Here is a 23,582-nt window from a genome sequence, read left to right as displayed (position 1 = left end):
GGCTCAGATGCCCTTTGGCCAGTTAAGCCCCAGCTTGCGACCGTGATCGGTCTGCTGCTGCAACTGGCTGAAACGTTGGCGCGAGCTGGCCAGCACCCCCTGCCCCCGTTGCCAGGCCTGATATTCCAGGGCGGCGCAGTCGCGCTCCACCGGCAGCTGTGCCAGCTGGATGCCGAGCTGGCTGACGCTCTCCAGCAGTATGTCTTTGTGGCGGCTCTCGTAATCGAACATGGCGGCCACCAGCTTGTCCCACTTCTGGCGCTCGGCGGCGGAGGCCCTGGCCTTGTCCATCCAGTTCGGCACCATCACCTTGATCCGGGTGGTAACCCTGACTTGTTCCAGCTCGCAGCGCTGCGCCTCGGGACGGGTCTGCAACTGCCAGGAGAGTTGGTAGCTGGCCATGCCGATGTGGCCGTTGGCCCGGGCTGTGCCCGCGCCGATCATCTGGCGCGCCAGGCTCGCCACGTCCGGTCCGGAAACCCGATAAAACTGAAAGTCTACCTTGATGTCAGGCACCGCCTTGATACCGGTGTAATGGGAACTCTCGGCCCCGGCCGTGGCGGCGAACAACATCAGTGCCACCATGAAAACTTTGCTGACCATTCCCATCTCTGCTGCCTTGACCTCGTTGCTGGCGGGGTTGTTATTTTAATTAATAATCAACGCATTAATACTCGAAGCAGGAGATTAACCGCGATCCCCGCGACTGTCACCTACTCCCGTCACAAAGCCTAAGTGTCAGGTTGACAAGTCGCAACCCCGCACCGCCATTGATTTGCAAGCAAGATCACAAGTGATGCGCAACATCATGGTTAGATACCCCTTATTGGATAATAATCGCCGAGTTTTATGTCGATACATTTCGGGATTGGCCAGATTAACCTCCAAGTTGACGCCAGGAATGCATCCACCTTCATTCGTACTCAGGAACTCACTCTATGATGGAACTCCTTATCGGCACCCTGGTCACCCTGGCTGTGGGTCGCTACATCTTCAAGGGCTACTCGGCCACCGGGGTGCTGCTCAGCGGCGGTCTGCTGCTGCTGGCGATCACCGCCCTGATGGGCAAGGCGGTGCTGCCCACCAGCGTCACCTCCACCGGCCACGTGGCCACCGACATCTTCGAATACGTGCGCTTCCTGCTGGTGGATCGGGGCGGTGGCCTCGGCATGCTGATCATGGTGCTGTGCGGCTTCGCCGGCTACATGAGCCACATCGGCGCCAACACCATTTTGGTGAAGCTGGCCAGCAAGCCGCTTGGCATCATCAAGTCCCCCTACATCCTGCTGGTTGCCGCCTATCTGGTGGCCTGCGCCATGTCGCTGGCGGTGAGCTCCGCCACCGGCCTCGGCGTGCTCTTGATGGCCACCCTGTTCCCGCTGATGGTCAACATGGGGATCTCCCGTGGCGCGGCGGCGGCGGTGTGCGCCTCGCCGGCCGCCATCATCCTGGCCCCCACTTCCGGGGACGTGGTGATGGCCGCCCAGGCCGCCAACATGGAGCTGCTCGATTTTGCTTTCAAGCTGACCCTGCCCATCTCGCTGGTGGCCATCGCCGCCATGGCGGTGACCCACTTCTTCTGGCAGCGCTATCTGGATCAGAAGGCCGGTGAGCACAACGAGGCGGTCGCCCCGAGCGATCTCATCACCGATGCCCCCGGCTTCTACGCCATCCTGCCCTTTACCCCCATCATCGGGGTGCTGCTGTTTGACGGCAAACTCGGGCCCAAGCTCGACATCGTCACCATCATCGTCATCTGCCTGGTGCTGGCCGCCCTGCTGGAGCTGGCCCGCAAACGCAATGGCAAAGAGCTGCTGGACGGGCTGCAGGTGTGCTGGCGCAGCATGGCCGACGCCTTCGCCGGCGTGGTGATGCTGCTGGTGGGTGCCGGGGTGTTTGCTCAGGGATTGATGGGGCTTGGCTTCATCGCCAACCTCCTGGATCTCGCCCAGAGCTTTGGTACCGGCGGCATCGTCATCATGCTGGTGCTGGTGGTCATCACCACTCTGGCCGCCTTTACCACGGGGTCCGGCAACGCTCCCTTCTATGCCTTCGTGGAGCTTATTCCCCATCTGGCCACCAGCCTCGGCGTCAACCCCGCCTACCTGGTGATCCCCATGCTGCAGGCCTCCAACCTGGGCCGCACCATCTCGCCGGTCTCCGGGGTGGTGGTCGCCTGTGCGGGGATGGGCAACCTCTCTCCGTTTGAAGTGGTCAAGCGCACCTCGGTGCCGGTCGCGGTCGGCTTGCTGGTGGTGATCCTCGCCACCCAGATCATGGTGCCCGCCTAAATTGGCCGGGGCTCCCTGAGCGGCTGCCCCGCCTCTCCCCCGCTCTACCAGCCCGGCCTGCCGCCGGGCTGGTATCTCCCCCCGCCATTGGAGTAGACTCGGTGCTCTTTTTTCTCTAAGGAGGACCGAGATGAGTATTACGGTTCAACTTGCCCACTTCAGTGACTGCCACTCCCATTTCGATGGCGCTCCCATGCGCTTCGCCCCTGAAGGCGAGTCCGAGTGGCGCACCCAGTGTGGTGGCTACGCCCGCATCCTGACCCGGCTCAACGCCTTGCGCCGACAAGCCGACGCGGCGGGCCAGACCTGCCTGTTCCTGCACGGCGGTGACACCTTCCAGGGCTCACTCTATTTCAACCGCTTCAAGGGGCGGGCCAATGCCGACTTGCTGAGCCTGCTGCGACCGGACGCCATGGTGATCGGCAATCACGAGTTCGATCTGGGCAACGGGCCGCTGGTGGAGTTTTTGCGCCAGCTCGACTTTCCGGTGCTGGCCGCCAACCTCGACAGCAGTCAAGAGCCCGCCGACGCCCCGCTGCGACTGCGCGGCCTGCCCCAGTTGTATGATGCCAGCCGTCCCTGGCACCAGCGCAGCATCGACGGCGTGCCTTTCGCCCTGCTCGGCATCACGCTGCCGCAGATGGCCGCCATCGCCAGCCCCGATCCCCATACCCGCTTTCACGGCATCGAGCAGACCCTGAAAGCCGCGCTGGCAGAGATCAAGGCCGCCGGCATCTGCCATATCATCCTGCTGAGCCACCTTGGGCTGGAGCAGGACAAACAGCTGGCCGAGCATTTCCCCGAGCTCAGCCTCATCATCGGCGGCCACACCCACAGCCAGCTGGGGGATCTGGCACCGCTCGGTCTGGCGAGCGAGGGCAGCTATCCGCTGATGCGAAACGGCGTCGCCATCCTGCATGCCGCCCACAGCGCCCTCTGCCTCGGGGTGTGCGAGCTGACGTTTGACCAGCACGGCCGGGTAGCGCGCAGCCGTGGCCAGCTGGAGTGGCTGCCCTGGCAGCCCTGGCCGTTTGCCTCGACACCGCCGGCCGGGCTGCACTTTTGCGAGCCGGCGCCCGCGCTCGAGCAACTGCTGGCCAAGCGCTACCGGCCCGAGCTCGAGACCATGACCCAGCGCATCGTGACCCGCCTTGGCGGGCCGCTGCACCATCAGCGACTGCCCGATGCCAGCCTGCCGGCCGGCAGCCAGGTGGCGCCCCTGGTGGCCAGCGCCATGCTGGCCGGGGCCCGCGAGCAGGTCGGTCAGGTGGACTTCGCCCTGCACAATGCCGGCGGGGTACGTTGTTCCCTCGAACCCGGACCGCTCAGCGAGGCGGACATCGCCGGCCGCCTGCTGCCCTTCGCCATCCCGCTCACCCTCTATCGGGTGCACGGTCATGAGCTGGCCGAGGCGCTGGAGGGGGCCATCGACAACGCCACCAACAACGGCGTGACGGGCAATGGCAGCGGCAGCTTCCCCTATACCGCCGGAGTGCGTTTCTGTTATCAGGCGGACCAGCCCAAGGGGCGCCGGATCACCCGGCTGGAGTGGGAGCGCGCCCCCGGCCAGTGGCAGCCGGTCGAAGCCGACGCCATCTATCGGGGGGTTTCCAGCGCCTACACCGCCTCCGGCAAGGAGGGCTATACCGCGCTGGCCCGCACCCTGACCCAGCACAACCAGGAGCTCGGCATCACCCTGGCGGATGCCTTCATCCGCTGGGCTCGCTACCTGCCCGAGCTCGCCGCTGCGCCGGCACTGGTGGAGTATCAGGGGCCGTCCACCCGGTAAGGATCTGCCGGGCCCCTTGGTGGTGGCCCGCCAGGTCGCTTTAGCCGGTGTTGTCAGAAAACGTGCCGCTTTCATGCCGTAAAGCGGCACTTTTACAAATTATTTCAAGCACATTCCCCTCGCCCATTGCATCGTGCTGTCAGGCTCGGCAAGATAGGCCCGCTTTCGAGACTTCCCAGCAGGAACAGGTCACCCATGAATCATGCCATCCGTTTTACCCCTCCTCGCGTCAATCCTGGCCTGCGGCCGCTGGTGATCCTGCTCACCGGCTTGCTGGCCTTGCTGTTCTGTCTGCGCAACCCGCTGTTCCACGGCATGGCGCCAGGCTTCGACGCCTCACTGTTTGCGGTGATGGGCAAGATGTGGAGCGAAGGGGGCGTGCTTTACCGGGACATGATCGACATCAAGGGCCCCATGATCTTCGCCCTCGACGCCCTCGGCTACGGCCTCGGCGGCTTCTTCGGGATCTGGCTGCTGGAGTGGGCACTCTGCTGGCTGGGGCTGCTGGCCAGCTGGCAGGCGTTCGGCCAGCTCGGCCTCTCGCTGCGGGCCCGGCTCGGCAGCATGCTGGCGGTGCTGGCGCTCTACGGCACCCGCTACTACTACGGCAACATGACCGAGGACTGGACGTTCCATCTGGCCCTCATCGCCCAGTGGGCCTTCATCACCATGCTGCTGGACAAGCGTTGCAGCTGGGGACCGGCGCTGGTGGCCGCACTCACCTTTGCCATCGTCGCCTGGATGCGCACCAACAACGGCGCCTTCTGGGGTGCCTGGTATCTGGTGCTGTTCTGCCACTGGTGCCTGCGCGAGCAGTGGCGCTGCGCCCTCTCCCTGCTCTGCTCCAGCCTGCTGGGGCTGGCACTCGTCGGCGGCCCGCTGCTGGCCTACTTCCAGCATCACAACCTGCTGGCCGAATTCAAATACTACGCCTTCGACATCTTCTTCGAGGGGAGCTACGGCAACGGCTTCTCGCCGGATGTGGGCAGCGTCGGCCTGCTGCGTACCGGCCTCATCATGCTGTTGCCCGCCTTCATCGTGCTGATGATGGGGCGCCGTCAGGAGTGGTATCTGCCGGCCCTGTGCGCCACCCTGTTTGGGGTCATATTCACCCTGATCGCCAACTCGGTTTCCGGCCACGTGTTCGATCACTACGATGTGCTCTATCTGCCGCTAGCCCTGCTGCCGCTCGCCTGCCTGCTGGATCGCAGCGAACAGCAGGCCGATGGCCTCGGCCTGCTCTGCATCTCGCTGGTGGTGCTGACCGCCAGCTGGCTGCTGGCCCAGCAGCTCGGTTACGGCTGGAGCACCAAGGAGTGGTCGCTGGAACGGGTGCGCGAAGTGCTCGGCAACAGCCTGTTGTGGGCGCTGCCGGTGCTCATCCTGGTGCCCTTGTGGCGCGCCTGGGATGTGCGCAGCGCCACCCCCTGGCTCGCGTCGCTGGCCATGCTGGCCCTGCTGCTCAACAACGCCTGGGAAGGCACCCTGAAGGGCACGCCGTTCAACCCGTCGGCGCAGGTACGGGTCGATCGGATCAAGGCCGAGACCAGCCCCACCGACAAGATCTGGGTAGACGGCATCCAGCCGCAATATTACCTCTGGACCGATCGCCAGCCGGCCTCCGCCTACCTGTTCTTTGCCAACGTCAACCCGCCCTACGACGTGCGTGAACGGGTGCTGGCCGACCTCAAGCGCCAGAGTCCCAAGTTCATCATCGCCAAGCCGGATCGGGTGGCCGATGAGCTCAAGAAGCCAAGTTCCCCCTCCAGCCTCGCCTTCTATCAATACCTGGTGAGCCAGTATGAAGAGGTGGATCCGGGCCTCTATCGCAGACGCTGAGTCCCCCTTCCCCAAAAAGGGCCGTCATCCCGCGATGACGGCCCTTTTCATTGCGCCAACGCAGGCAAGGCCCGAAACGGTAGGCAAGCGGCCACACGCTGACTACAATGGCGCTCTTTTGATATGACGAGTAATGCAGACATGGCGGAACTGACCTACCTTGGTGGCTACCCCGAGCCCCTCAAGGCCCAGGTGCAACAGCTGATCGCGGCGGGCAAGCTGGGGGACGTGCTGGCCAAGCGTTATCCAGAGACCCATCTCATCCAGAGTGACAAGGCGCTGCTCGCCTACACCATGGAGCTGAAGAACCGCTACCTGAAAAGCTCGGCGCCCCTTTCCAAGGTGATCTTCGATGGCAAGATCAACGTGATCAAGGATGCCCTCGGCCTGCACACCTATGTGAGCCGGGTGCAGGGCAACAAGCTCAAGGCCAAGAACGAGATCCGCATCGCCGCCCTGTTCAAGGAGGCCCACCCGGCCTTCCTGAAGATGATCGTGGTGCACGAGCTGGCCCACCTGAAGGAGAAGGATCACAACAAGGGCTTTTATCAGCTCTGTCAGCATATGGAGCCCGACTATCATCAACTGGAGTTTGATCTGCGGCTCTGGCTCACCTGGCGCGATCTCGAACGGGCCACGCGCTGATCCCGACTGTTTCAAGGAGGAGACATGACTTCATTGCGCCGTTACCTTGCCGTGTGCCATTCAGGCCGGCGCCGGCCGCTCGGCCGCTGGCTGGTGGCGCTTCTGTTGCTGAGCCCCTGGCTGCAGGCCGCCGAGCGTTGGCAGAGCGATGCCTATCTCACCGAGAGTTTCTTCGAGGTCGCCATGAAGCGGGAGTACGGCCACGAACAGAACGTGCACTTCTCCCGCTGGGAGCAGCCCATCCGGCTCAAGCTGGTCAACGAATTTGGCGACAAGGCGCTGCAAAGCGAGGTGGTCAAAGTACAGAGCCAGCATCTGGCCGGCATCATAGGTCGCCCCATCGTCCTGGTCAGCGAGCGGCCCAACATCACCCTGATCATGACCGAACGCGCCAAGATGGCGAGCTGGGCCAAGCGCACCATGGGGCAGGATGCCTCCGTCAAGACCGCGCTCAAGGAGGGGCTCTGCATGGCCAACTTCACCACCAATACCCGCCGCGAGATGGCCCGCGCCACCATCATCATTCCGGTGGATTACAGCCGCGCCAAGGGGCGCTTTCTCGACTGCGTGGTGGAGGAGCTCACCCAGGTGATGGGGTTGCCCAACGATTCGGACAAGGTGTTCCCCTCCATCTTCAACGACAACAGCATCGACAGCTTTCCGACCGGGCTAGATTACGTGCTGCTCAAGCTTGCCTATCACCCGGCCCTGCAGGCCGGCATGACGGTCAGCGAAGTGCGGGCCGCCCTGCCTGTCGCCCTCAAGGCACTGCGCGCCAGCGGCGACATCGCCCAGGCCGATCAGCGGGTGCAGATCAACAGCCTCAAACGCTGGGCCGGGCTTTGACGGTTGAGGATTAAAGGCTGAGTGCTGACGTACGATCAGCTCGGAAGCTCATCCCACCAGCAACAAAAAACGCAGCCTTGGGCTGCGTTTTTTCTGTCCATCCAGATTGCATGTATTCGACGCCCGACCCGCGGGATCAGGAGGCAACACTCTCCGGCATCCAGCTGTCGGCATTCTCCCACACCTCCTGCACCATGGCTTCAGCCAGCTCCTTGTCCTCCTTGCTGGCGCGGCTGACCGTCAGTGCCATGGCACTGCCGGGGGCGACCCGCACATGCAGGTCGGGGAACTTCTCGCCCAGTTGCTTGAGCAGCTCCTGACGCAGCGCCTCCATGGTCGAGGTGGGCACCTGATGTTTTTTGTCGATGATGATTTCCAGACGCATAGGATACTTCTCCATGATTTATAACTGTATTTTTATACAGTAAAAATCAAAAGTAAAGCCCGTCATCAACCTCTTGTTGCCAACCCGGCTGCGGCATCACCAAACCCGACCGCTTACCCTGCTTGCCGGAGAGGCAGAACTCCCTTGGGCAATATCATCCCATCATCACACAAGACAAAAAATTGTTGATATCTATTCTCAACAAAGGCATGATTCATTTGTTATGTTATAACAGTAAAATCATGAGGCCAGCATCATGCGTCCCGACATTCACCCCGAGTACCGTCAGGTTCTATTCCACGACCTGACCGCCAACACCTATTTTCTGGTGGGCTCCACCCTCAAGACCGATCGCACCAAGCAGTGGGAAGACGGCAATACCTATCCCTATGTGACGCTGGATGTCTCCAGTGCGTCACACCCCTTCTATACCGGCAAGCAGAAGCAGGTCAGCAAGGAAGGTCAGGTTGCCCGTTTCGGCCAGCGTTTCGGTCAGTTCTTCAACAAAGGAAAAGACAAGTCATGAAAGTGCTCTCCTCTCTGAAATCAGCCAAGTCGCGCCACCCCGATTGCCAGATTGTCCGCCGCCGCGGCAAGCTGTTCGTGATCTGCAAGAGCAACCCCAGGTTCAAGGCCCGTCAGCGCTGATCCGCAGCCTCATAAAAACAAGGCCCTCATGGGAGGGCCTTGTCCATTTATCACTCCGGCATCACGCCGAATCTGCCGCTGTTGAAGTCATCGATGGCCTGCACTATCTCCTCATGGCTGTTCATCACGAAGGGGCCGTGACCCACGATGGGCTCTTCGATGGGCTCGCCGCTCAGCAGCAGCACAGTAGCATCACTGTTTGCCTCAATCATGACCTGCCGCCCTGCCCGGTCCAGCACCACCATCTGCGCCTCCCGGGCGATGGCACTGCCGTTGACCTGCACGGTCCCTTTGAGCACGATGAGCGCACCGGTCCAGCCTTCGGGCAACTCGAGCGTGCTGACACTGCCCTGCACCAGACGCAGATCCCAGACATGCAGCGGGCTGAAGGTATGGGCCGGGCCACGGATCCCCTCAAAGTCGCCGGCGATGACCCGCACCGAACCCGCGTCGCTGGCCAGTGCCACCGTCGGAATGTCGCGCGCCAGGATGGGCTGGTAACCGGGCGGCGTCATCTTGTGCCGGCTCGGCAGATTCACCCACAGCTGCACCATCTCGAGCTCACCGCCCGACTCGCTGAAGGCCGGGGCGTGAAATTCCTCGTGCAGGATACCGGCACCGGCGGTCATCCACTGCACGTCGCCCGGGCCTATCACGCCGCCCTGACCGGTCGAATCCCGGTGCGCCACTTCGCCCTTGTAAACGATGGTCACCGTCTCGAAACCGCGATGGGGATGTTCACCCACCCCGCGCGGCCGGCTGGTCGGCGTAAAGTTGGCCGGACCGGCATAGTCGAGCAGCAGGAAGGGGCTCAGCTGCTTGCCGTGGCTGTTGTAGGAGAAGAGAGAGCGTACGGGAAAGCCGTCGCCTACCCAGTGAGGACGGGGGGCGCTGTAAACGCCGAGGATCTTTTTCATCTGTCGCTCCTGACATATCCGGTGGAATTGAACACTGGAGACAGCATAGTTTCGAGACGAACAGGTGGGTAGACTGCTAAATTGGGCATCAGCGTCCTATTTTTGGAACGATGAGAGTACCCTATGCAGGATCTGAACGATCTCTACTATTTCGTCCAGGTGGTGGATCACGGCGGCTTTGCCCCCGCTGGGCGCGCCATCGGCATGCCCAAATCCCGCCTCAGCCGCCGGATAGCGCAGCTCGAAGAGCGGCTCGGTGTGCGGCTGCTCCAGCGCTCGACCCGCCAGTTTGCGGTGACCGAGCTGGGCCGCACCTATTACGAACACTGCAAGGCGATGCTGGTGGAGGCCGAGACGGCGCAGGCCGCCATCGAGATGACCCGGGCCGAACCCTGCGGGCTGATCCGCATGAGCTGCCCCATCGCCCTGCTGCACACCCATGTCGGCCCCATGCTGGCAGATTTCATGGCCCGTCACCCGCAGATCAGGGTCGAACTGGAGGGGACCAATCGGCGGGTCGACCCCATCGCCGAAGGGGTCGATGTGGCCATCCGGGTCAGGCCGCCGCCGCTGCAGGACAGCGAGCTGGTGATCCGGATACTGGCGCAGCGTCGCCAGTGCCTGGTGGCCAGCCCGGCACTCGTCGCACAACAGGGCTTGCCCGCCGCGCCGGCGGATCTGCACGGCTGGCCCAGCATGGGGCTGGGGGCGCCGCGGCAGCACTATGTCTGGTCGCTGTTCGGGCCGCAGGGGGCGCATGCCGACCTCACCCACCAGCCCCGCTTCGTCACCACCGACATGGTGGCGTTGCGCAGTGCGGCGCTGGCCGGGGTCGGGGTGGTGCAGTTGCCGCTGCTGATGGTGCAGGAGCAGCTGAGCGCCGCCACCCTGGTCAAGGTGGTGCCTGCCTGGGAGCCGAAGCCCGAGCTCATCCACGCCGTGTTCCCCTCCCGGCGCGGCCTGCTCCCCTCGGTGCGGGCCCTCATCGACTATCTGGTGGAGCGCTTCGCCGCCATCGACGAGGAGTGATGAAGAAAGCAGCGGCCCCCTGCCCCAGGCAGCCACCCCATCATGGGGTCAACGCTGAAGGGACGCGGCCTCAGGCAAGTGGAGTCACAGCGGGGTGGCACATTTGCGGTATTCGGTGGGGCTCACCCCCACCCGCTTCCTGAACACCCGCGAGAAGTAGAGCTGATCGTCATAGCCCACCTGCTGGCCTATGGTGGCCACCGACAGCGGTGTGGTCTGCAGCAGCAACTTGGCCCGCATGATGCGCTGATCCTCGCGCCAGCGCACTATGCTCACCCCCACCTGCTCGCGAAACAGGTGAGCGAGGCGCGAGGGGGACAAGAACACCTGCTCCGCCAGCGCCTCCACCGAGATCTCGGCGCAGAGCGACTCGCTTAAGATCTGGCACGCCTGGTGAACCCGGTGGTCGATGGCGGGATAGGCATCCAGCGAGGAGGCTTCGTAGCAGCGAATCAGCAGCCGCTCCAGCAGGTTCATGGCCAGCTGCTCCGACATGGGTCGCAGCTGCTGGTGGGTCTCTTCGATGTCGAGGAACAGGGCATCGAACTCGGCGAGCAAGGTGGCGTCCGCCAGTTGCAATCGCCCCACCCGCTCCGTCACCTGCGGCCACTTGAGCCAGTCGGCCCAGTAGGCCCGCGGCCGGAAATAGACCCAGCGGTGGTACCACGCTTGCGCATCCGGCGCCCGGCCGTAATGGTGCACCGCCGCCGGTGGAAACAGCAGCAGATCGCCAGGCTCCACGGTAAAAGCCTGCTCCCCCTGAAAGATCTGCCCCTTGCCCCTGATGGTCAGATTGACGATGAAGCCCTTCATCCCCTGAGGCCGGTCGATGATGAAGTCGAGCGCACTCCCCTGCTCGATGGGGGTCATGCCCGAGACCAGGAAAACGTCGAAGGCATAGCCCGGCAGCAGGGGGTTGAGTTGTTTCGGCTTCTCTTTTTGCATCGAGGACATGGCGGAAAACAGCGCTTGGGTAAAAAAATCGGCTTGGGCCATTGTAAAGACTCACCTTGGGAACGCGCTATCCGGCGCGTGGCGCCGTGTGAAATTGGTGAACTGGCTCACAACGGGATGCATCGTGCGCCGGGGGTCAACCCTCGGCAGGCCCGCTGCGCGCGGGCCTGCATGGTTGGACAGGATCAGATGCGCGCCTTGCGTACCTGCTTGTAGCGGTCGAACAGCACGGCGGCGAGCAGGATGAGGCCACGCACCACGTACTGGGCAAACGGGGAGATGTTGAGCAGGTTCATGGCGTTCTCCATCAGCCCCAGGATCAGCACCCCGGCGATGATGTAGGAGATCTTGCCGATCCCCCCCTTCATGGAAACCCCTCCCAGCACGCAGGCGGAGATCACCACCAGCTCGAAGCCGATGGAGGTCATCGGCTGGCCCGAGGTCATGCGCGAAGCGAGTATGATGCCGGCGATGGAGGCAATCAGCCCGGTCATGGTGAAGATGATGATCTTGGTGCGCACCACGTTGACCCCGGCCAGGCGCGCCGCCTCCTCATTGCCCCCCATGGCCAGGGTATTGCGACCGAAGGTGGTCTTGTTGAGCAGCAGGCCGAACAGCACAAAGCAGACGGCGGTCAGCCAGACCGGGGTCGGGATGCCGAGCAGGGCGGAGTTGCCGAGCTCGAAGAAACGCTCCTCGACGATGCCCACCGCCTTGCCGTCGGAGATGATGTAGCCCACCCCGCGCGCCATCTGCATGGTGGCGAGGGTGGTGATGAGGGCGTTGATCCTGAATTTGGCCACGACGATGCCGTTGATGAGGCCAAACAGTACCCCCACCGACATGCCGGCCAGGATGCCCACTGTGATGCTCTCGGTGGCGTTGATGCCCACCGCGCAGGCGACGCCGGAGCAGGCCACCACTGAGCCGACCGACATGTCGAACTCGCCGGAGGCAAGGCAGAACAGCATGCCGCAGGCCACCATGCCCGACATGGAGACGGCAAGCCCGAGCCCGCGCATGTTGATCAGGCTGGCGAAGTTGGGTACCAGCACGCAGGCCAGCAGGAACAGGATGGCGAAGATCACCAGCATGCCGTATTGATCCCAGACGCGGGCCAGTTGCAGGCGGGAGCCGCTGGCCGTCGCGGCGCTGGCGGCCTGGCCGACTGAGGTAGTAGTTGTCATGGTATTTCTCCTGAAAATTCCGGGGGCTATCTCGTTGCGGTCAGCAGATCAACGGGCCGGCATGGCCAGATTGAGCGCCTTGACCTCGTTGGCCTCGTCGTGGGAAAGCTCGCCGGCGATCTCCCCCTCCCGCATGACCATGATCCGGTCCGCGATGCCCAGCACTTCCGGCAGCTCGCTGGATACCACCACCACGGCGATGCCCACCTTGGCCAGATCGTAAATCACGTTGTAAATCTCGTTCTTTGCCCCGACGTCGATGCCGCGGGTCGGCTCGTCGAGCAAGATGACCTTCATGTCCTCGGAGAGCCAGCGCCCCAGAATGGCCTTCTGCTGGTTGCCGCCGGAGAGGTTCATGATGGCCTGCTGGGGAGACGGGGTCTTGACCCGCATGTCGCGGATCCGCAGCCTCGCGTTCTCGTCCTCCCACTGCTGGTTGATCCAGAAGCCCCCCCACGCGTGGTGACGGCGGGCACTGATGTTGATGTTCTCCTGCACCGAGTGAATGGGGATGATGCCGAGCGCCTTCCTGTCTTCGGTGCAGAGCATGATGCCGCTGCGAATGGCGTCGATGGGGCTGCCGATGACCACCGGCTTGCCGAACACCGCTATCTCGCCGCTGTGCATCTTGTCGGCGCCGAAGATGAGCTTCATCAGCTCGCTGCGCCCAGCCCCCACCAGCCCGAAGATGCCGAGGATCTCCCCGCGTTTGACCTCGAACGATACCGGCGCCTTGAGCCCAGGCCCTATCAGGTTATCTACCTTGAGGCCTGCCTCGCCAAGCGGTCTTGGGCTGTAGCCATAGATGTCGGTCAGCTCGCGCCCCACCATGGTCTTGACCAGCAGATCCCGGTCCACCTCGGCCATGGAGGCGAAGGTGCGCACGAACTGGCCATCCTTGAATACCGTGATGGCATCGCACAGGGCGAAGATCTCGTCCATCCGGTGGGAGACGTAGAGAATGACCTTGCCCTCGTCACGCAGCTGACGGATGACCCGAAACAGCTGCTCGATCTCGCGCGACGACAGGCTGCTGGTCGGCTCGTCGAAGGCGATGACGCTGGCATCCCGGGTCAGCGCCTTGGCGATCTCCACCATCTGCCACTGCCCGAGCGACAGGTACTTGAGCGGCGTCTCGGGGGAGACATCCATGCCGAGGCGCGCCAGCTGCCTGGCCGCATCCTGATAGAGCTTCTCTCGATCGATGACCCCGCGCCGGGTCGGCAGCTGGCCGAGGTAGATGTTCTCGGCCACCGTCATCTCGGGCACCAGGTGCAACTCCTGATAGATGATGGCGATCCCGCTCTCCAGCGCATCGACCGTGCTCTGAAAGACCCGCTCCTGGCCGGCCAGCTTCACCACCCCGGTGGTGGGCGATTGAAAGCCGCTCAGGATCTTGAGCAGGGTGGACTTGCCCGCGCCGTTTTCCCCCATCAGCGCGTGCACCGTGCCCTGCTGGCAACAGAAGGAGACGTTCTTCAGCGCCTTGACGCCGGGAAACTCCTTGCTGATGCCGCAAAACTCCAGATAAGGAACTGACTGATTCATGTTTCACTCCAGCCGACCGGCATGGCGCACTCCGTCATGCCGGTCTCGGTGTCAGGGTTTAAATGGCGTCAATCACAGACCTTTCTTCTGCAGCTCGACCTTGAAGTTGTCGCGGGTGATGAGCACCACGTCGGTCACCTCGGTGAACTTGGCCGGCTCGGCGCCGTTGACCACCCAGTCATGGAGCATCTGGATGCTCTTGTAACCGTGCACGTCCGGGCTGGGCAGCAGGGAGCCGAGGAAGCCGGTGGCGCTGGACTTGGAGAGCTCGTTCACCGCATCCACCCCGTTGATGCCGATGCCGATGACGTTCTCGGCCTTGAAGCCCTGCCCTTCGGTGGCGCGCACGCCGCCGAGCACCGTGTTGTCATTCATGCCGACGATAAGCCAGTTCTTCACCTCGGGGTGCTGCACCAGCATGGAGTTGGCGGCATCCAGCGCCCCCGGAATGTCGTTGGCCTTGGTCGGTGAGCGGTAGATCTGCCCCTTGGGGAAACCGGCGGCCTTGAGCGCGCTCAGGGAGCCTTCGACCCGGCGACGGGCGGTGTCGAGCTCGTCGGCGGTGATGGCGAGCACCCCGGTCGCCTTCACGTCCCACTGGCGTTTTTGCATCTCCTTGTAGAGCTCCTGGCCCTGGCGTTCACCAATCTTAGTGGCGGCCATCATCACAAGCGGTACCTGCTCCATGGGCTGGCCCTTGGCGTTGACGAACTGGTCATCCACCGTGATGACCTTCAGATCCATACTGTTGGCCTTGGCCATGATGGCGGCCCCGAGCTTGGGGTCTGGGGTGCAGATGACGAAGCCCTTGGCGCCGTTGGCCGCCAGGCTGTCGATGGCATTGAGGGTCTTCTCGCCATCGGGGACGGCGATCTTGATCACCTCGAAACCGAGATCCTTGCCAGCCTTGTCGGCGAAGTTCCATTCGGTCTGGAACCAGGGCTCCTCCGGTTGCTTGACCAGGTAGCCCAGCTTCAGCGCCTCGGCCGAGAAAGCAGAATTTGCCATACCAAGGGCAAACCCCATTGCGATCATGCTGTTAACGATTTTGTTCATGCGAGTGTCTCCAGGTGTTCTATCAATCCATGTATCCACGCAGTGCTGCTCCTTGAGTCAATCAAGTCGCAGCCATATAAAAACATGCCTAAACAGGACGTTATTGTTGTTGCTAGTTGAGCGAACCAAGTTGTAATCGTTTTCACATGGAAAAATGGAGAGCAGGATCACGCCATGAAATTGCAGCCGTTTTGTCTATGTTTTCAGCAAAATAATCACATAGCGGATCTTCGATGGCTGTCACCCTCTTGCCGGCATAGCGTTTAAATCCATATTTCCAGCAGCCAATGGCTAACCGCCCGTCCGGTCCATCTCCTATGGTTCCTCACCAGTCACCCCTCATTGATGGTCAGGAGCACTTATGTCTGAGCACCCCAGGTCCGAGCAGATCACCATCGGACTCGATTTCGGCAGCGATTCGGTCAGAGCACTCGCCGTGTGCTGCCACGACGGCGCCGAGCTGGCAACCCAGGTCGTCTATTACCCGCGCTGGCAGGCCGGTCGTTACTGTCAGCCGGTCACCAACCAGTTTCGCCACCACCCCCTCGACTATCTGGAATCCATGGAGCAGGCGGTGGTGGCGGTGGTGAGCCAGCTCACCCCGAGTCAGCGCGCCGCCGTGCGCGGCATCGGGGTGGACAGCACCGGCTCTACTCCGGCCCCCATCGATGCGCAGGGGCGTGTGCTGGCACTGCGCCCGGAGTTTGCCGACAACCCCAACGCCATGTTCGTGCTGTGGAAGGATCACACCGCCATCGAGGAGGCCGAGGCCATCACGGCGCTGTGCCACGGCGGCCAGTTCCCCGACTACAGCCGCTACATCGGCGGGGTCTACTCCTCCGAGTGGTTCTGGGCCAAGATCCTGCACGTCTCCCGCAGTGACGCGGCGGTGCGCGCCGCCGCCTGCAACTGGGTCGAGCTGTGCGACTGGGTCCCCGCCATCCTGAGCGGCACCCAGGCCCCGGCCGACATCCGGCGCGGGCGCTGCTCCGCCGGCCACAAGTCTCTCTGGCACCCGAGCTGGGGCGGCCTGCCCCCCGCCGAGTTTCTCAACGCACTGGATCCGCTGTTGACCGAGGATCTCGACTACCCGCTCTTTACCGACAGCTGGACCGCCGATCTGCCGGTCGGCACCCTGACCCCCGAGTGGGCGGAGCGGCTGCATCTCTCCTGCGAAGTGGTGATCGCCGGCGGCGCCTTTGACTGCCACATGGGGGCGGTGGGGGCCGGGGCCGGCAACAATGCGCTGGTCAAGGTGATCGGTACCTCCACCTGCGACATCCTGATCGCCGACGAAGCCACCATAGGTGATAGGGCCATTGCCGGGATCTGCGGCCAGGTGGACGGCAGCGTGGTGCCGGGCATGGTGGGGCTGGAGGCGGGACAATCGGCATTCGGCGACATCTATGCCTGGTATCAGCGCCAGCTCGGCTGGCCGCTGGAGAGCCTCGCCGCCCAGTATCCGGAGCTGCGCACCGCCATCGAGGCCCACAAGCGGGAGCTGCTGCCAAGCCTCGCCGCCGCCTGGGAGCAGCAGCGCGATCTGGCCCACCTGCCGGTGGTGCTCGACTGGTTCAACGGTCGCCGCACCCCATACGCCAACCAGCGCCTGCAGGGCACCGTCACCGGGCTCAACCTCGGCACCGATGCCCCCGACTTGTTCGGTGCCCTGGTGGCCTCCACCGCCTTCGGGGCCCGCAGCATCATGGAGTGCATGACCAGCCAGCAGGTGCCGGTGGAGCAGGTGATCGCCCTTGGCGGCATCGCCCGCAAGTCGGCCACCGTGATGCAGACCTGCGCCGATGTGATGAACAGGCCCATCCAGGTGGTGGCCTCGGATCAGTGCTGCGCCCTGGGGGCGGCCATCTTCGCCGCCGTAGCGGCCGGCATCCATGGCGATGTGGCCAAGGCCCAGCGCCACATGGCGAGCGCCGTGGAGCGCACCCACCAGCCTGACCCCGAGCGGGTCGCCGAATACGAGCGCCTCTACCAGCGCTACCTCGCCTGGGGCGCCGCCGCCGAGCCGCTCTACAACCGGGGAGTACCGGCATGAACCTCAAGATGCTCAAGGAGCAGGTGCTCGTCGCCAACCTGGATCTGCCGCGCCACGCGCTGGTGACCTTCACCTGGGGCAACGTGAGCGGCATCGACCGAGAGCGCAATCTGGTGGTGATAAAGCCGAGCGGCGTCAGTTATGAGCGGATGCTGATCGAAGACATGGTGGTGTTGGATCTGGCGGGCAAGCAGGTGGAGGGCGCCTTGCGCCCCTCCTCCGACACCGCCACCCACCTGGTGCTCTATCGCGCCTATCCAGAGCTTGGCGGCGTGGTGCACACCCACTCCACCCACGCCACCGCCTGGGCCCAGGCGGGGCGCGCCATCCCCATTTTCGGCACCACCCAGGCCGACTATTTTCACGGCGAGATCCCCTGCTCGCGCCTGCTCACCCCGGGGGAAGTGGAGGAGGATTACGAGGGGCTGACCGGTCACCTCATCGTCGAGACCCTCAAGCAGACTCCCATCCTCGCCATGCCGGGGGTGCTGGTGGCCAACCACGGCCCCTTCAGCTGGGGCAAGAGCGCCGATGATGCTGTACACAACGCCGTGGTGCTGGAAGAGGTGGCGCGCATGGCCTGGCTCACCGGCCAGATCAACCCCGCAGCCCGCCCCCTGCCCGATTACCTGCTGGAGAAGCACTACCAGCGCAAACATGGCAAACACGCCTATTACGGCCAGACAAAAGCATAAACAGAGGACACCAAGATGGAATTGATGAAACAGCTGGAAGTGTGGTTCCTGGTCGGCAGCCAGCACCTGTATGGCGCCGCCACCCTGAAGCAGGTGGCCGATCACGCCCACACCATCACCAGCCAGCTCAACGAGCGCGCCGGCCTGCCAGTCAAGATAGTGCTCAAGCCCACCGGCACCACCCTCGACGAGATAAGCGCGGTGGCTCGGGATGCCAACCACGACGAGCGCTGCATAGGTCTCATGGTGTGGATGCACACCTTCTCCCCCGCCAAGATGTGGATCCCGGCCCTCAGCCAGTTGCAAAAACCCCTGTTGCAGTTCCACACCCAGTTCAACCGGGATCTGCCGTGGAGCGAGATCGACATGGACTTCATGAACCTGAACCAGACCGCCCACGGCGGCCGTGAGTTCGGCTTCATGGGGGCCCGGCTGCGGCTGCCGCGCACCGTGGTGGTCGGTCACTGGCAGGATGAAGAGGCCCACCGCAAGCTGGGCAACTGGATGCGGGTCGCCGCCGCCATTCACGACAGCCGCCACCTGAAGATCGCCCGCTTTGGCGACAACATGCGCAACGTGGCGGTTACCGAGGGCGACAAGATTGAAGCCCAGATCCAGTTCGGCTATCAGGTGAACTACCACCCGGTCGGCGATCTGGTGAAGGTGATCGACACCGTGCCCGCAAGCGACATCGAGGCGCTGCTGGCCGAATACGAAGAGAGCTACACCCTGACCGAGGCAGTGCAGGCAGGTGGGGAGCTTCGCGCCTCCCTTTATGAAGCGGCGCGCCAGGAGCTGGGGATGAAGAAATTCCTCACCGACGGCGGTTTTGGCGCCTTCACCACCACCTTTGAAGACCTTCACGGCCTCCACCAGCTGCCGGGGCTCGCCTGTCAGCGCCTGATGCAGCAAGGCTTCGGCTTTGGCGCGGAGGGAGACTGGAAGACCGCCGCCCTGCTGCGCACCCTCAAGGTGATGGGGGCCGGTCTTGCGGGCGGTACCTCCTTCATGGAGGACTACACCTACCACCTGGAGGCGGGCAACAACCTGGTGCTGGGGGCCCACATGCTGGAGGTCTGCCCCTCCATCGCCGCCGATAAACCCGTGCTGGATGCCCAGCACTTAGGCATAGGCAAGAAGGCTGACCCGGCCCGCCTGCTGTTTGCGGCCCCTGCCGGCAAGGCAGTCAACGCCAGCCTGATCGATCTGGGCAACCGCTTCCGGCTGGTGGTCAATCAGCTGGAGGTAGTGGACCTGCCAGAGGCCATGCCGAAACTGCCGGTGGCGAGCGCCCTGTGGCAGCCCATGCCGGACCTGCAGACCAGCGCCGAGGCCTGGATCCTGGCGGGCGCCGCCCACCACTCGGTGTTCACCCAGTCGGTGGATATCGAGCAACTGCGCACCTTCGCCGACCTCATGGGCATTGAGTGCGTGGTGATTGACGAGCACACCCGCATCCCCGAGCTCAAGCAGACCCTGCAGTGGAACGAGGTCTACTACAAGCTCTGTCACTGAGCCCGCCACCAGAAAACCTGGACAGCCCCGCCAGCGGGGCTGTCTCTTTTTACTCTGCTCCCCTCCTTTTCATCTTCCATTGATGCAGGCCTGCCCAATAAAGCGGCAGCCGGCTGGTCTGCCCTTCGTTCTGCCTGCGCTATGGTTTACCATGCAGGCAACCGAGGTGCATGGCACCCCCACCCTGGCGCCAGGCGCCACCGTCATCGGATATCCCTCTCGAGCAACATGAGCAAAACAGCACACGCCGGCAGCGAGCCGACCTTCTACTTCCACGACTACGAGACCTTCGGCATCAGTCCGGCCAAGGACAGACCGGCGCAGTTTGCCGGCATTCGTACCGATGCGGATTTCAACCTCATCGGCGAGCCGCTGGTCATCTATTGCAAGCCGCCCGCTGACTATCTGCCGGAGCCGGAGGCGTGCCTCATTACCGGCATCACGCCGCAAAAAGCGATGAAGGACGGGCTGTGCGAGGCGGATTTCATCCGTCAGATCCACGAGCAGTTCGCCACCCCGGGCACCTGCGTGCTGGGCTACAACAGCATCCGCTTCGATGACGAGGTGACCCGTTACACCCTCTATCGCAACTTCTATGACCCCTATGCCTATGCCTGGCAGAACGGCAACTCCCGCTGGGATATCCTCGACATGCTGCGGGCCTGCTACGCCCTGCGCCCGGAGGGGATCGAGTGGGCGTTTGACGAAGAGGGCAAGCCAAGCTTCAAGCTGGAGAAGCTCACCGTTGCCAACGGCGTGGCCCACGCCAATGCCCACGATGCGCTTTCCGACGTGCTGGCCACCATCGAGATGGCCAAGCTGGTGAAAAAGGCCCAGCCCAAGCTGTTCGGCTACCTGTTTGACCTTCGCAACAAGAACAAGGTGAAGGCCCTCATCGACGTGGTCACCATGAAGCCGCTGGTACACGTCTCCGGCATGTTCTCCCCCTGGCAGGGGTGTGCAAGCTGGGTATCGCCGCTCGCCTGGCACCCCAGCAACCAGAACGCGGTGATCATGGTGGATCTGACCCGCGACCCCACCCCGCTCATCGAGCTCACCAGCGAGGAGATCCGCGAGCGCCTCTACACCAAGAAAGAGGAGCTGGGGGATCTGGCCGGCATTCCGGTGAAGCTGGTGCACATCAACAAGTGCCCGGTGCTGGCGCCAGCCGCCACCCTGACGGCGGAGCGTGCCGACCAGCTTGGCATCGACCGGGAGCAGTGCCGCAAGAGCCTGGATCTGCTGCGCGCCCACCCCGAAGTGCGGGAAAAACTGGTGGAAGTGTTCAATCAGGAGTTTGCCGGCAGCAATGACGGCGACCCGGATACCCAGCTCTACGCCGGCTTCTTCGGTCACGGCGACAAGTCCACCATGGATCTGGTGCGCGCCACCCCGGCGGATCTGCTGGGCGAGCGGGAGTTTGCCTTCACCGACTCACGGCTGCCGGAGATGTTGTTCCGCTACCGTGCCCGCAACTGGCCGCACACCTTGAGCGAAACGGAGCAAAAGCGCTGGCGACTGCACTGCAGCGACTACTTCAGCCGCCGTCTGCCGGACTATGTGCCGTGCCTCGAGGCGCTGGCCGAGCAGAATCAGGGTAACGAACGGAACTTTGCCATCCTCAAGAGCCTCTATCACTACCTCGAAAATCTGTGAGATGTGACCCGCCTCACGGTTAAATGACTGTACGCTCCCCCGCCCCGCGACATAATGGGAAGGGGAGCAAAGACTCCTGATGTTTCAATTATTTGTGCGCTAACATTGCACTAATGGCCGGTTGGCCTATCGACCCTTGGGGATGCCGCATCCGATGCGTTCAGGATTATCCGGTTTTGGTTTGCTCATCTGCGCCCTGCTGCCATCGGCCAGCATGGCGGGTGTGCGTTTTGATGTCCCCGACTATCTGTTGCAACTGCCGCAGCAGACTTACCAGCTGATTGAAAGCAACTTCAGCCGCCTCTATCAGCAGACCGACTTTACCCCCCAGATCACCAACAGCTATTTCAACCGCTCCGATCTCTACAACTTCGTCGGCGTGCCGTTGGCCATCACCCCCCAGGCCGGTTTCCAGCTGGAAGTGTTCGGCCAGCTCTACAACCGCGCCTCCCAGAGCTATGTGCACATGAGCCAGGACATGTCGCTCTATCGGATGATCCGGGCCGACATGATGGGCAACACCAACGACGAGGTAGCCCTCGGCATGGGGCTCGGCATTCCGCTCACTACGCAGCTCACCTTCAAGGCCCTGCTCTCCAGCAACGAGATCCCGGGCTATGGCGCAGCCAATTACGCCATCGGCTTCGAGTGGCGTTACTGACTCAGGTATAGCCGCTCCTTTCGCAATAGATTCAGGCTCCCGTGGGAGCCTGAATCATGATTGCCAGCCTGCTCAGCGGTAGCGGATCACCCGCCCCTCGCCCCCCTGCAGAATGAGCGCGGTACCGACGGCCCCCTCATCCCAGAAATCCTCGCCCCCTGCCGGCAACAGGAACTCCTGGGGCTGCGCCTCCCAGTTGAAGAGGCAGAGCAGGGTGCCGCCCTCGGGCAAACTCACCTCGCCACAGGCAAAGTCCATCGACTCGAAACAGGCGCCAGGAGCTCGCGCCGCGCAAAGCTCGAGCAGCTTGCGCAGTTGCGCCGCTTGAACCTCGTCGAGATCCTGCAGCCTGTCCCCGGCCAGCATCATGCCGCCGCTTGCCACCAGCGCCGCCAGATGGAAACGGTACTCGGCAGAGCTCGCCTGCTGGCTTGGCAGATCCCGCAGGCAGATGCAGTCAGGATCGAGGGCCCACAGCCGGTCGTTCTGCCAAGCGCGGCAGAACGCCTCACGAGCGATCTGGCGATAGCGATGGCCATTGCGCTCCACGTCATCGCTCACCCGCATGCCATGCACCAGGCCGAGGCTTGGCCAGATGGGGGCGTTGCAGCCGAGCAAAAAAGCCCCCTCGCCCGCTCCGCGCAGGATGGCGGCCATGCCGCGTCGGTAGGCTTCGACCCGGGTGGCGGCCGGGTCATGGAAGCGACCGCCGTGGATGGCCCCCCAGAAGTTGGCGTCGAGCTTGAAGTAGTGGATGCCCCACTGTTCGCGCAGGGTACAAAACACCCGCTCGAGGTGAGCCTGCACCTCGGGGTGGGTGCCATCCAGCACATACCAGGGGGTGCAACGCCAGCCGCCGTAGGTAACCTGCTCGGAGGGCAGCGGCAGCCCGTCATCCCCCTTCACGAACCAGTCGGGGTGATCCTGAAACACCTGCGAACCGGGCTCGGCGATAAAGGGGGCCACCCAGAGCGCGGGCTCGCAGCCGGCGCCTTTGATCTCGGCAGCCAGGGACGCCACCCCCTGCTCGAACTTGGCCGACGGGGTGAGCCAGTCGCCCATCTTGGCTTGATAGCCGTCGTCAATCTGCACGTAGCGCAGGGCCGGGAAGCGCTCGGCACGCACCTGCAGGTTCTCGCGAATGTCGGCGGCGCTCACGTCCGCGTAGTAGTGATACCAGGAGCACCAGCCGCTGGGGCGCTCGCCAACCTGGCCGATCAGCGAGCCATGCTCGGCCTCGATCCGCTGCGCCAATTCGGCCAGCAGTGCCTCCCGATCTTTCCCCTCGAGGCAGAGCAGCGCCTCGCTCTGCCAGAACTGGCCGGCAGGGAGCGCACGCCCCTCACCATTCATCAGGATCTGCAGCCGGCCATCGGGGTAGAGCCGAAACTCCCCGCCAAAGCGCTGACAACTGGCAAAGGCGAGCAGCAGCCAGCCCTTGTCATGCTCCACCAGCAGCAGGTTGTGCACCGTGTGATAACCCTGATCATCGGTGATGCGATAGACACCGGCATCGGGGCAACGGCCGACCGGCTGCGGCGCTTGCCAGCTGCCCATGGTCTGGGCCAGCATCTGGAAACCTTCGCCGTAGATGGCGCACGCGGGCGAGAGGCCGAGCTTGCCGTCAAACAGCGTCCAGTGCCCGACCCGGGCCTCGCTGCTGCCGGTGTTGTCGAGCCGCACCCGGCACAGGGGCCCCTCCCACTGGCGGGTTTGCAGCAACGAAGGGGGCAGATGGTGGTCGTCCGCCAGCTGGCGCAGGCGGGACAAGAGAGATGTCATGGCGACTCCTTGTGGTTCGAAAGGGTTCTATCTGAAAATCTTCAATTAAATCAGCCTCAAACGAACTGATTTCAGCTGTTATTGTT

21 protein-coding genes are annotated in these 23,582 nt (G+C 63.3%); 13 read left to right on the top strand and 8 right to left on the bottom strand.

Annotated elements, in window-relative coordinates; translation table 11 throughout:
- Positions 1-3: 3 nt before the first annotated feature.
- Complete coding sequence (locus E5E96_RS17095; protein ID WP_161772492.1) at positions 4-603, bottom strand: DUF922 domain-containing Zn-dependent protease; 600 nt, start codon at positions 601-603, stop codon at positions 4-6.
- A gap of 335 nt (positions 604-938) precedes the next feature.
- Here E5E96_RS17095 and dcuC point away from each other — a divergent pair, with 335 nt between their 5' ends.
- The 5 genes from dcuC to E5E96_RS17070 all read left to right on the top strand — a co-directional run bounded on the left by dcuC (position 939) and on the right by E5E96_RS17070 (position 7,410).
- Positions 939-2,291, top strand: a complete 1,353-nt coding sequence (gene dcuC, locus E5E96_RS17090; protein WP_016350497.1) for an anaerobic C4-dicarboxylate transporter DcuC — start codon at positions 939-941, stop codon at positions 2,289-2,291.
- A gap of 130 nt (positions 2,292-2,421) precedes the next feature.
- Positions 2,422-4,080, top strand: coding sequence for a bifunctional UDP-sugar hydrolase/5'-nucleotidase (locus E5E96_RS17085; protein WP_171282672.1), 1,659 nt, complete (start codon positions 2,422-2,424; stop codon positions 4,078-4,080).
- A gap of 195 nt (positions 4,081-4,275) precedes the next feature.
- Complete coding sequence (locus tag E5E96_RS17080) at positions 4,276-5,919, top strand: hypothetical protein (RefSeq protein ID WP_171282671.1); 1,644 nt, start codon at positions 4,276-4,278, stop codon at positions 5,917-5,919.
- Positions 5,920-6,060: 141 nt separating this feature from the next.
- Positions 6,061-6,564 (top strand): M48 family metallopeptidase, encoded by a 504-nt coding sequence (locus E5E96_RS17075; RefSeq protein ID WP_044799844.1) that lies wholly within the window; start codon positions 6,061-6,063, stop codon positions 6,562-6,564.
- Positions 6,565-6,588: 24 nt separating this feature from the next.
- Positions 6,589-7,410 carry a DUF2927 domain-containing protein gene (locus E5E96_RS17070; protein WP_171282670.1) on the top strand — a complete coding sequence of 274 codons (822 nt, stop codon included), beginning with the start codon at positions 6,589-6,591 and terminating at the stop codon, positions 7,408-7,410.
- 136 nt (positions 7,411-7,546) lie between these two features.
- On the opposite strand, the gene E5E96_RS17065 is transcribed toward E5E96_RS17070, so the two are convergent.
- Positions 7,547-7,795 carry a DinI family protein gene (locus E5E96_RS17065; RefSeq protein ID WP_011705785.1) on the bottom strand — a complete coding sequence of 83 codons (249 nt, stop codon included), beginning with the start codon at positions 7,793-7,795 and terminating at the stop codon, positions 7,547-7,549.
- Positions 7,796-8,051: 256 nt separating this feature from the next.
- On the opposite strand from E5E96_RS17065, the gene E5E96_RS17060 reads away from it, so the two are divergent.
- Both E5E96_RS17060 and ykgO read left to right on the top strand, forming a co-directional pair.
- Positions 8,052-8,321: a type B 50S ribosomal protein L31 gene (locus E5E96_RS17060; protein ID WP_171282669.1), complete on the top strand. Its 270-nt coding sequence runs from the start codon at positions 8,052-8,054 to the stop codon at positions 8,319-8,321.
- Complete coding sequence (gene ykgO, locus E5E96_RS17055; protein ID WP_005300174.1) at positions 8,318-8,443, top strand: type B 50S ribosomal protein L36; 126 nt, start codon at positions 8,318-8,320, stop codon at positions 8,441-8,443. The genes E5E96_RS17060 and ykgO overlap by 4 nt, the downstream gene beginning before the upstream one ends.
- 50 nt (positions 8,444-8,493) lie before the next feature.
- On the opposite strand, the gene E5E96_RS17050 is transcribed toward ykgO, so the two are convergent.
- A complete protein-coding gene (locus E5E96_RS17050) occupies positions 8,494-9,360 on the bottom strand; it encodes a pirin family protein (protein ID WP_171282668.1) in 867 nt (288 codons plus the stop codon).
- Between the two features lie 123 nt (positions 9,361-9,483).
- On the opposite strand from E5E96_RS17050, the gene E5E96_RS17045 reads away from it, so the two are divergent.
- Entirely contained in the window at positions 9,484-10,389 is a 906-nt protein-coding gene (locus tag E5E96_RS17045; protein ID WP_171282667.1) for a LysR family transcriptional regulator, read from the top strand.
- 84 nt (positions 10,390-10,473) lie between these two features.
- On the opposite strand, the gene araC is transcribed toward E5E96_RS17045, so the two are convergent.
- The 4 genes from araC to E5E96_RS17025 form a co-directional block, all read right to left on the bottom strand.
- Positions 10,474-11,385 (bottom strand): arabinose operon transcriptional regulator AraC, encoded by a 912-nt coding sequence (araC, locus tag E5E96_RS17040; RefSeq protein ID WP_017409634.1) that lies wholly within the window; start codon positions 11,383-11,385, stop codon positions 10,474-10,476.
- 143 nt (positions 11,386-11,528) lie between these two features.
- Positions 11,529-12,530: an L-arabinose ABC transporter permease AraH gene (gene araH, locus E5E96_RS17035; protein ID WP_171282666.1), complete on the bottom strand. Its 1,002-nt coding sequence runs from the start codon at positions 12,528-12,530 to the stop codon at positions 11,529-11,531.
- Between the two features lie 48 nt (positions 12,531-12,578).
- Positions 12,579-14,078: an L-arabinose ABC transporter ATP-binding protein AraG gene (araG, locus tag E5E96_RS17030; protein ID WP_171282665.1), complete on the bottom strand. Its 1,500-nt coding sequence runs from the start codon at positions 14,076-14,078 to the stop codon at positions 12,579-12,581.
- Positions 14,079-14,150: 72 nt separating this feature from the next.
- Positions 14,151-15,134, bottom strand: a complete 984-nt coding sequence (locus E5E96_RS17025; RefSeq protein WP_171282664.1) for an arabinose ABC transporter substrate-binding protein — start codon at positions 15,132-15,134, stop codon at positions 14,151-14,153.
- A 361-nt stretch (positions 15,135-15,495) separates the two neighbouring features.
- Between E5E96_RS17025 and E5E96_RS17020 the strand changes: the two genes are divergently transcribed.
- From E5E96_RS17020 to E5E96_RS17000, 5 genes are all read left to right on the top strand, one after another.
- Complete coding sequence (locus E5E96_RS17020; protein ID WP_171282663.1) at positions 15,496-17,187, top strand: ribulokinase; 1,692 nt, start codon at positions 15,496-15,498, stop codon at positions 17,185-17,187.
- The gene (locus E5E96_RS17015) at positions 17,184-17,882 is read left to right on the top strand and encodes an L-ribulose-5-phosphate 4-epimerase (protein ID WP_171282662.1); all 699 of its coding nucleotides are present in this window, start codon (positions 17,184-17,186) and stop codon (positions 17,880-17,882) included. The genes E5E96_RS17020 and E5E96_RS17015 overlap by 4 nt, the downstream gene beginning before the upstream one ends.
- Positions 17,883-17,897: 15 nt before the next feature.
- A complete protein-coding gene (gene araA / locus E5E96_RS17010) occupies positions 17,898-19,397 on the top strand; it encodes an L-arabinose isomerase (RefSeq protein ID WP_171282661.1) in 1,500 nt (499 codons plus the stop codon).
- Positions 19,398-19,625: 228 nt separating this feature from the next.
- A complete protein-coding gene (gene sbcB, locus E5E96_RS17005; protein ID WP_171282660.1) occupies positions 19,626-21,053 on the top strand; it encodes an exodeoxyribonuclease I in 1,428 nt (475 codons plus the stop codon).
- Positions 21,054-21,207: 154 nt separating this feature from the next.
- A complete protein-coding gene (locus E5E96_RS17000) occupies positions 21,208-21,714 on the top strand; it encodes a hypothetical protein (protein WP_167825122.1) in 507 nt (168 codons plus the stop codon).
- A gap of 72 nt (positions 21,715-21,786) precedes the next feature.
- Here the strand turns inward: E5E96_RS17000 and E5E96_RS16995 are convergent, their stop codons facing one another.
- Positions 21,787-23,496, bottom strand: coding sequence for a glycoside hydrolase family 36 protein (locus E5E96_RS16995; protein WP_171282659.1), 1,710 nt, complete (start codon positions 23,494-23,496; stop codon positions 21,787-21,789).
- Between the last annotated feature and the right edge of the window lie 86 nt (positions 23,497-23,582).

The sequence above is a fragment of the Aeromonas sp. 1805 genome (genome assembly GCF_013085525.1).
GTDB classification, from domain to species: domain Bacteria; phylum Pseudomonadota; class Gammaproteobacteria; order Enterobacterales; family Aeromonadaceae; genus Aeromonas; species Aeromonas hydrophila.
This window is presented reverse-complemented; position numbering and strand designations above follow the sequence as displayed.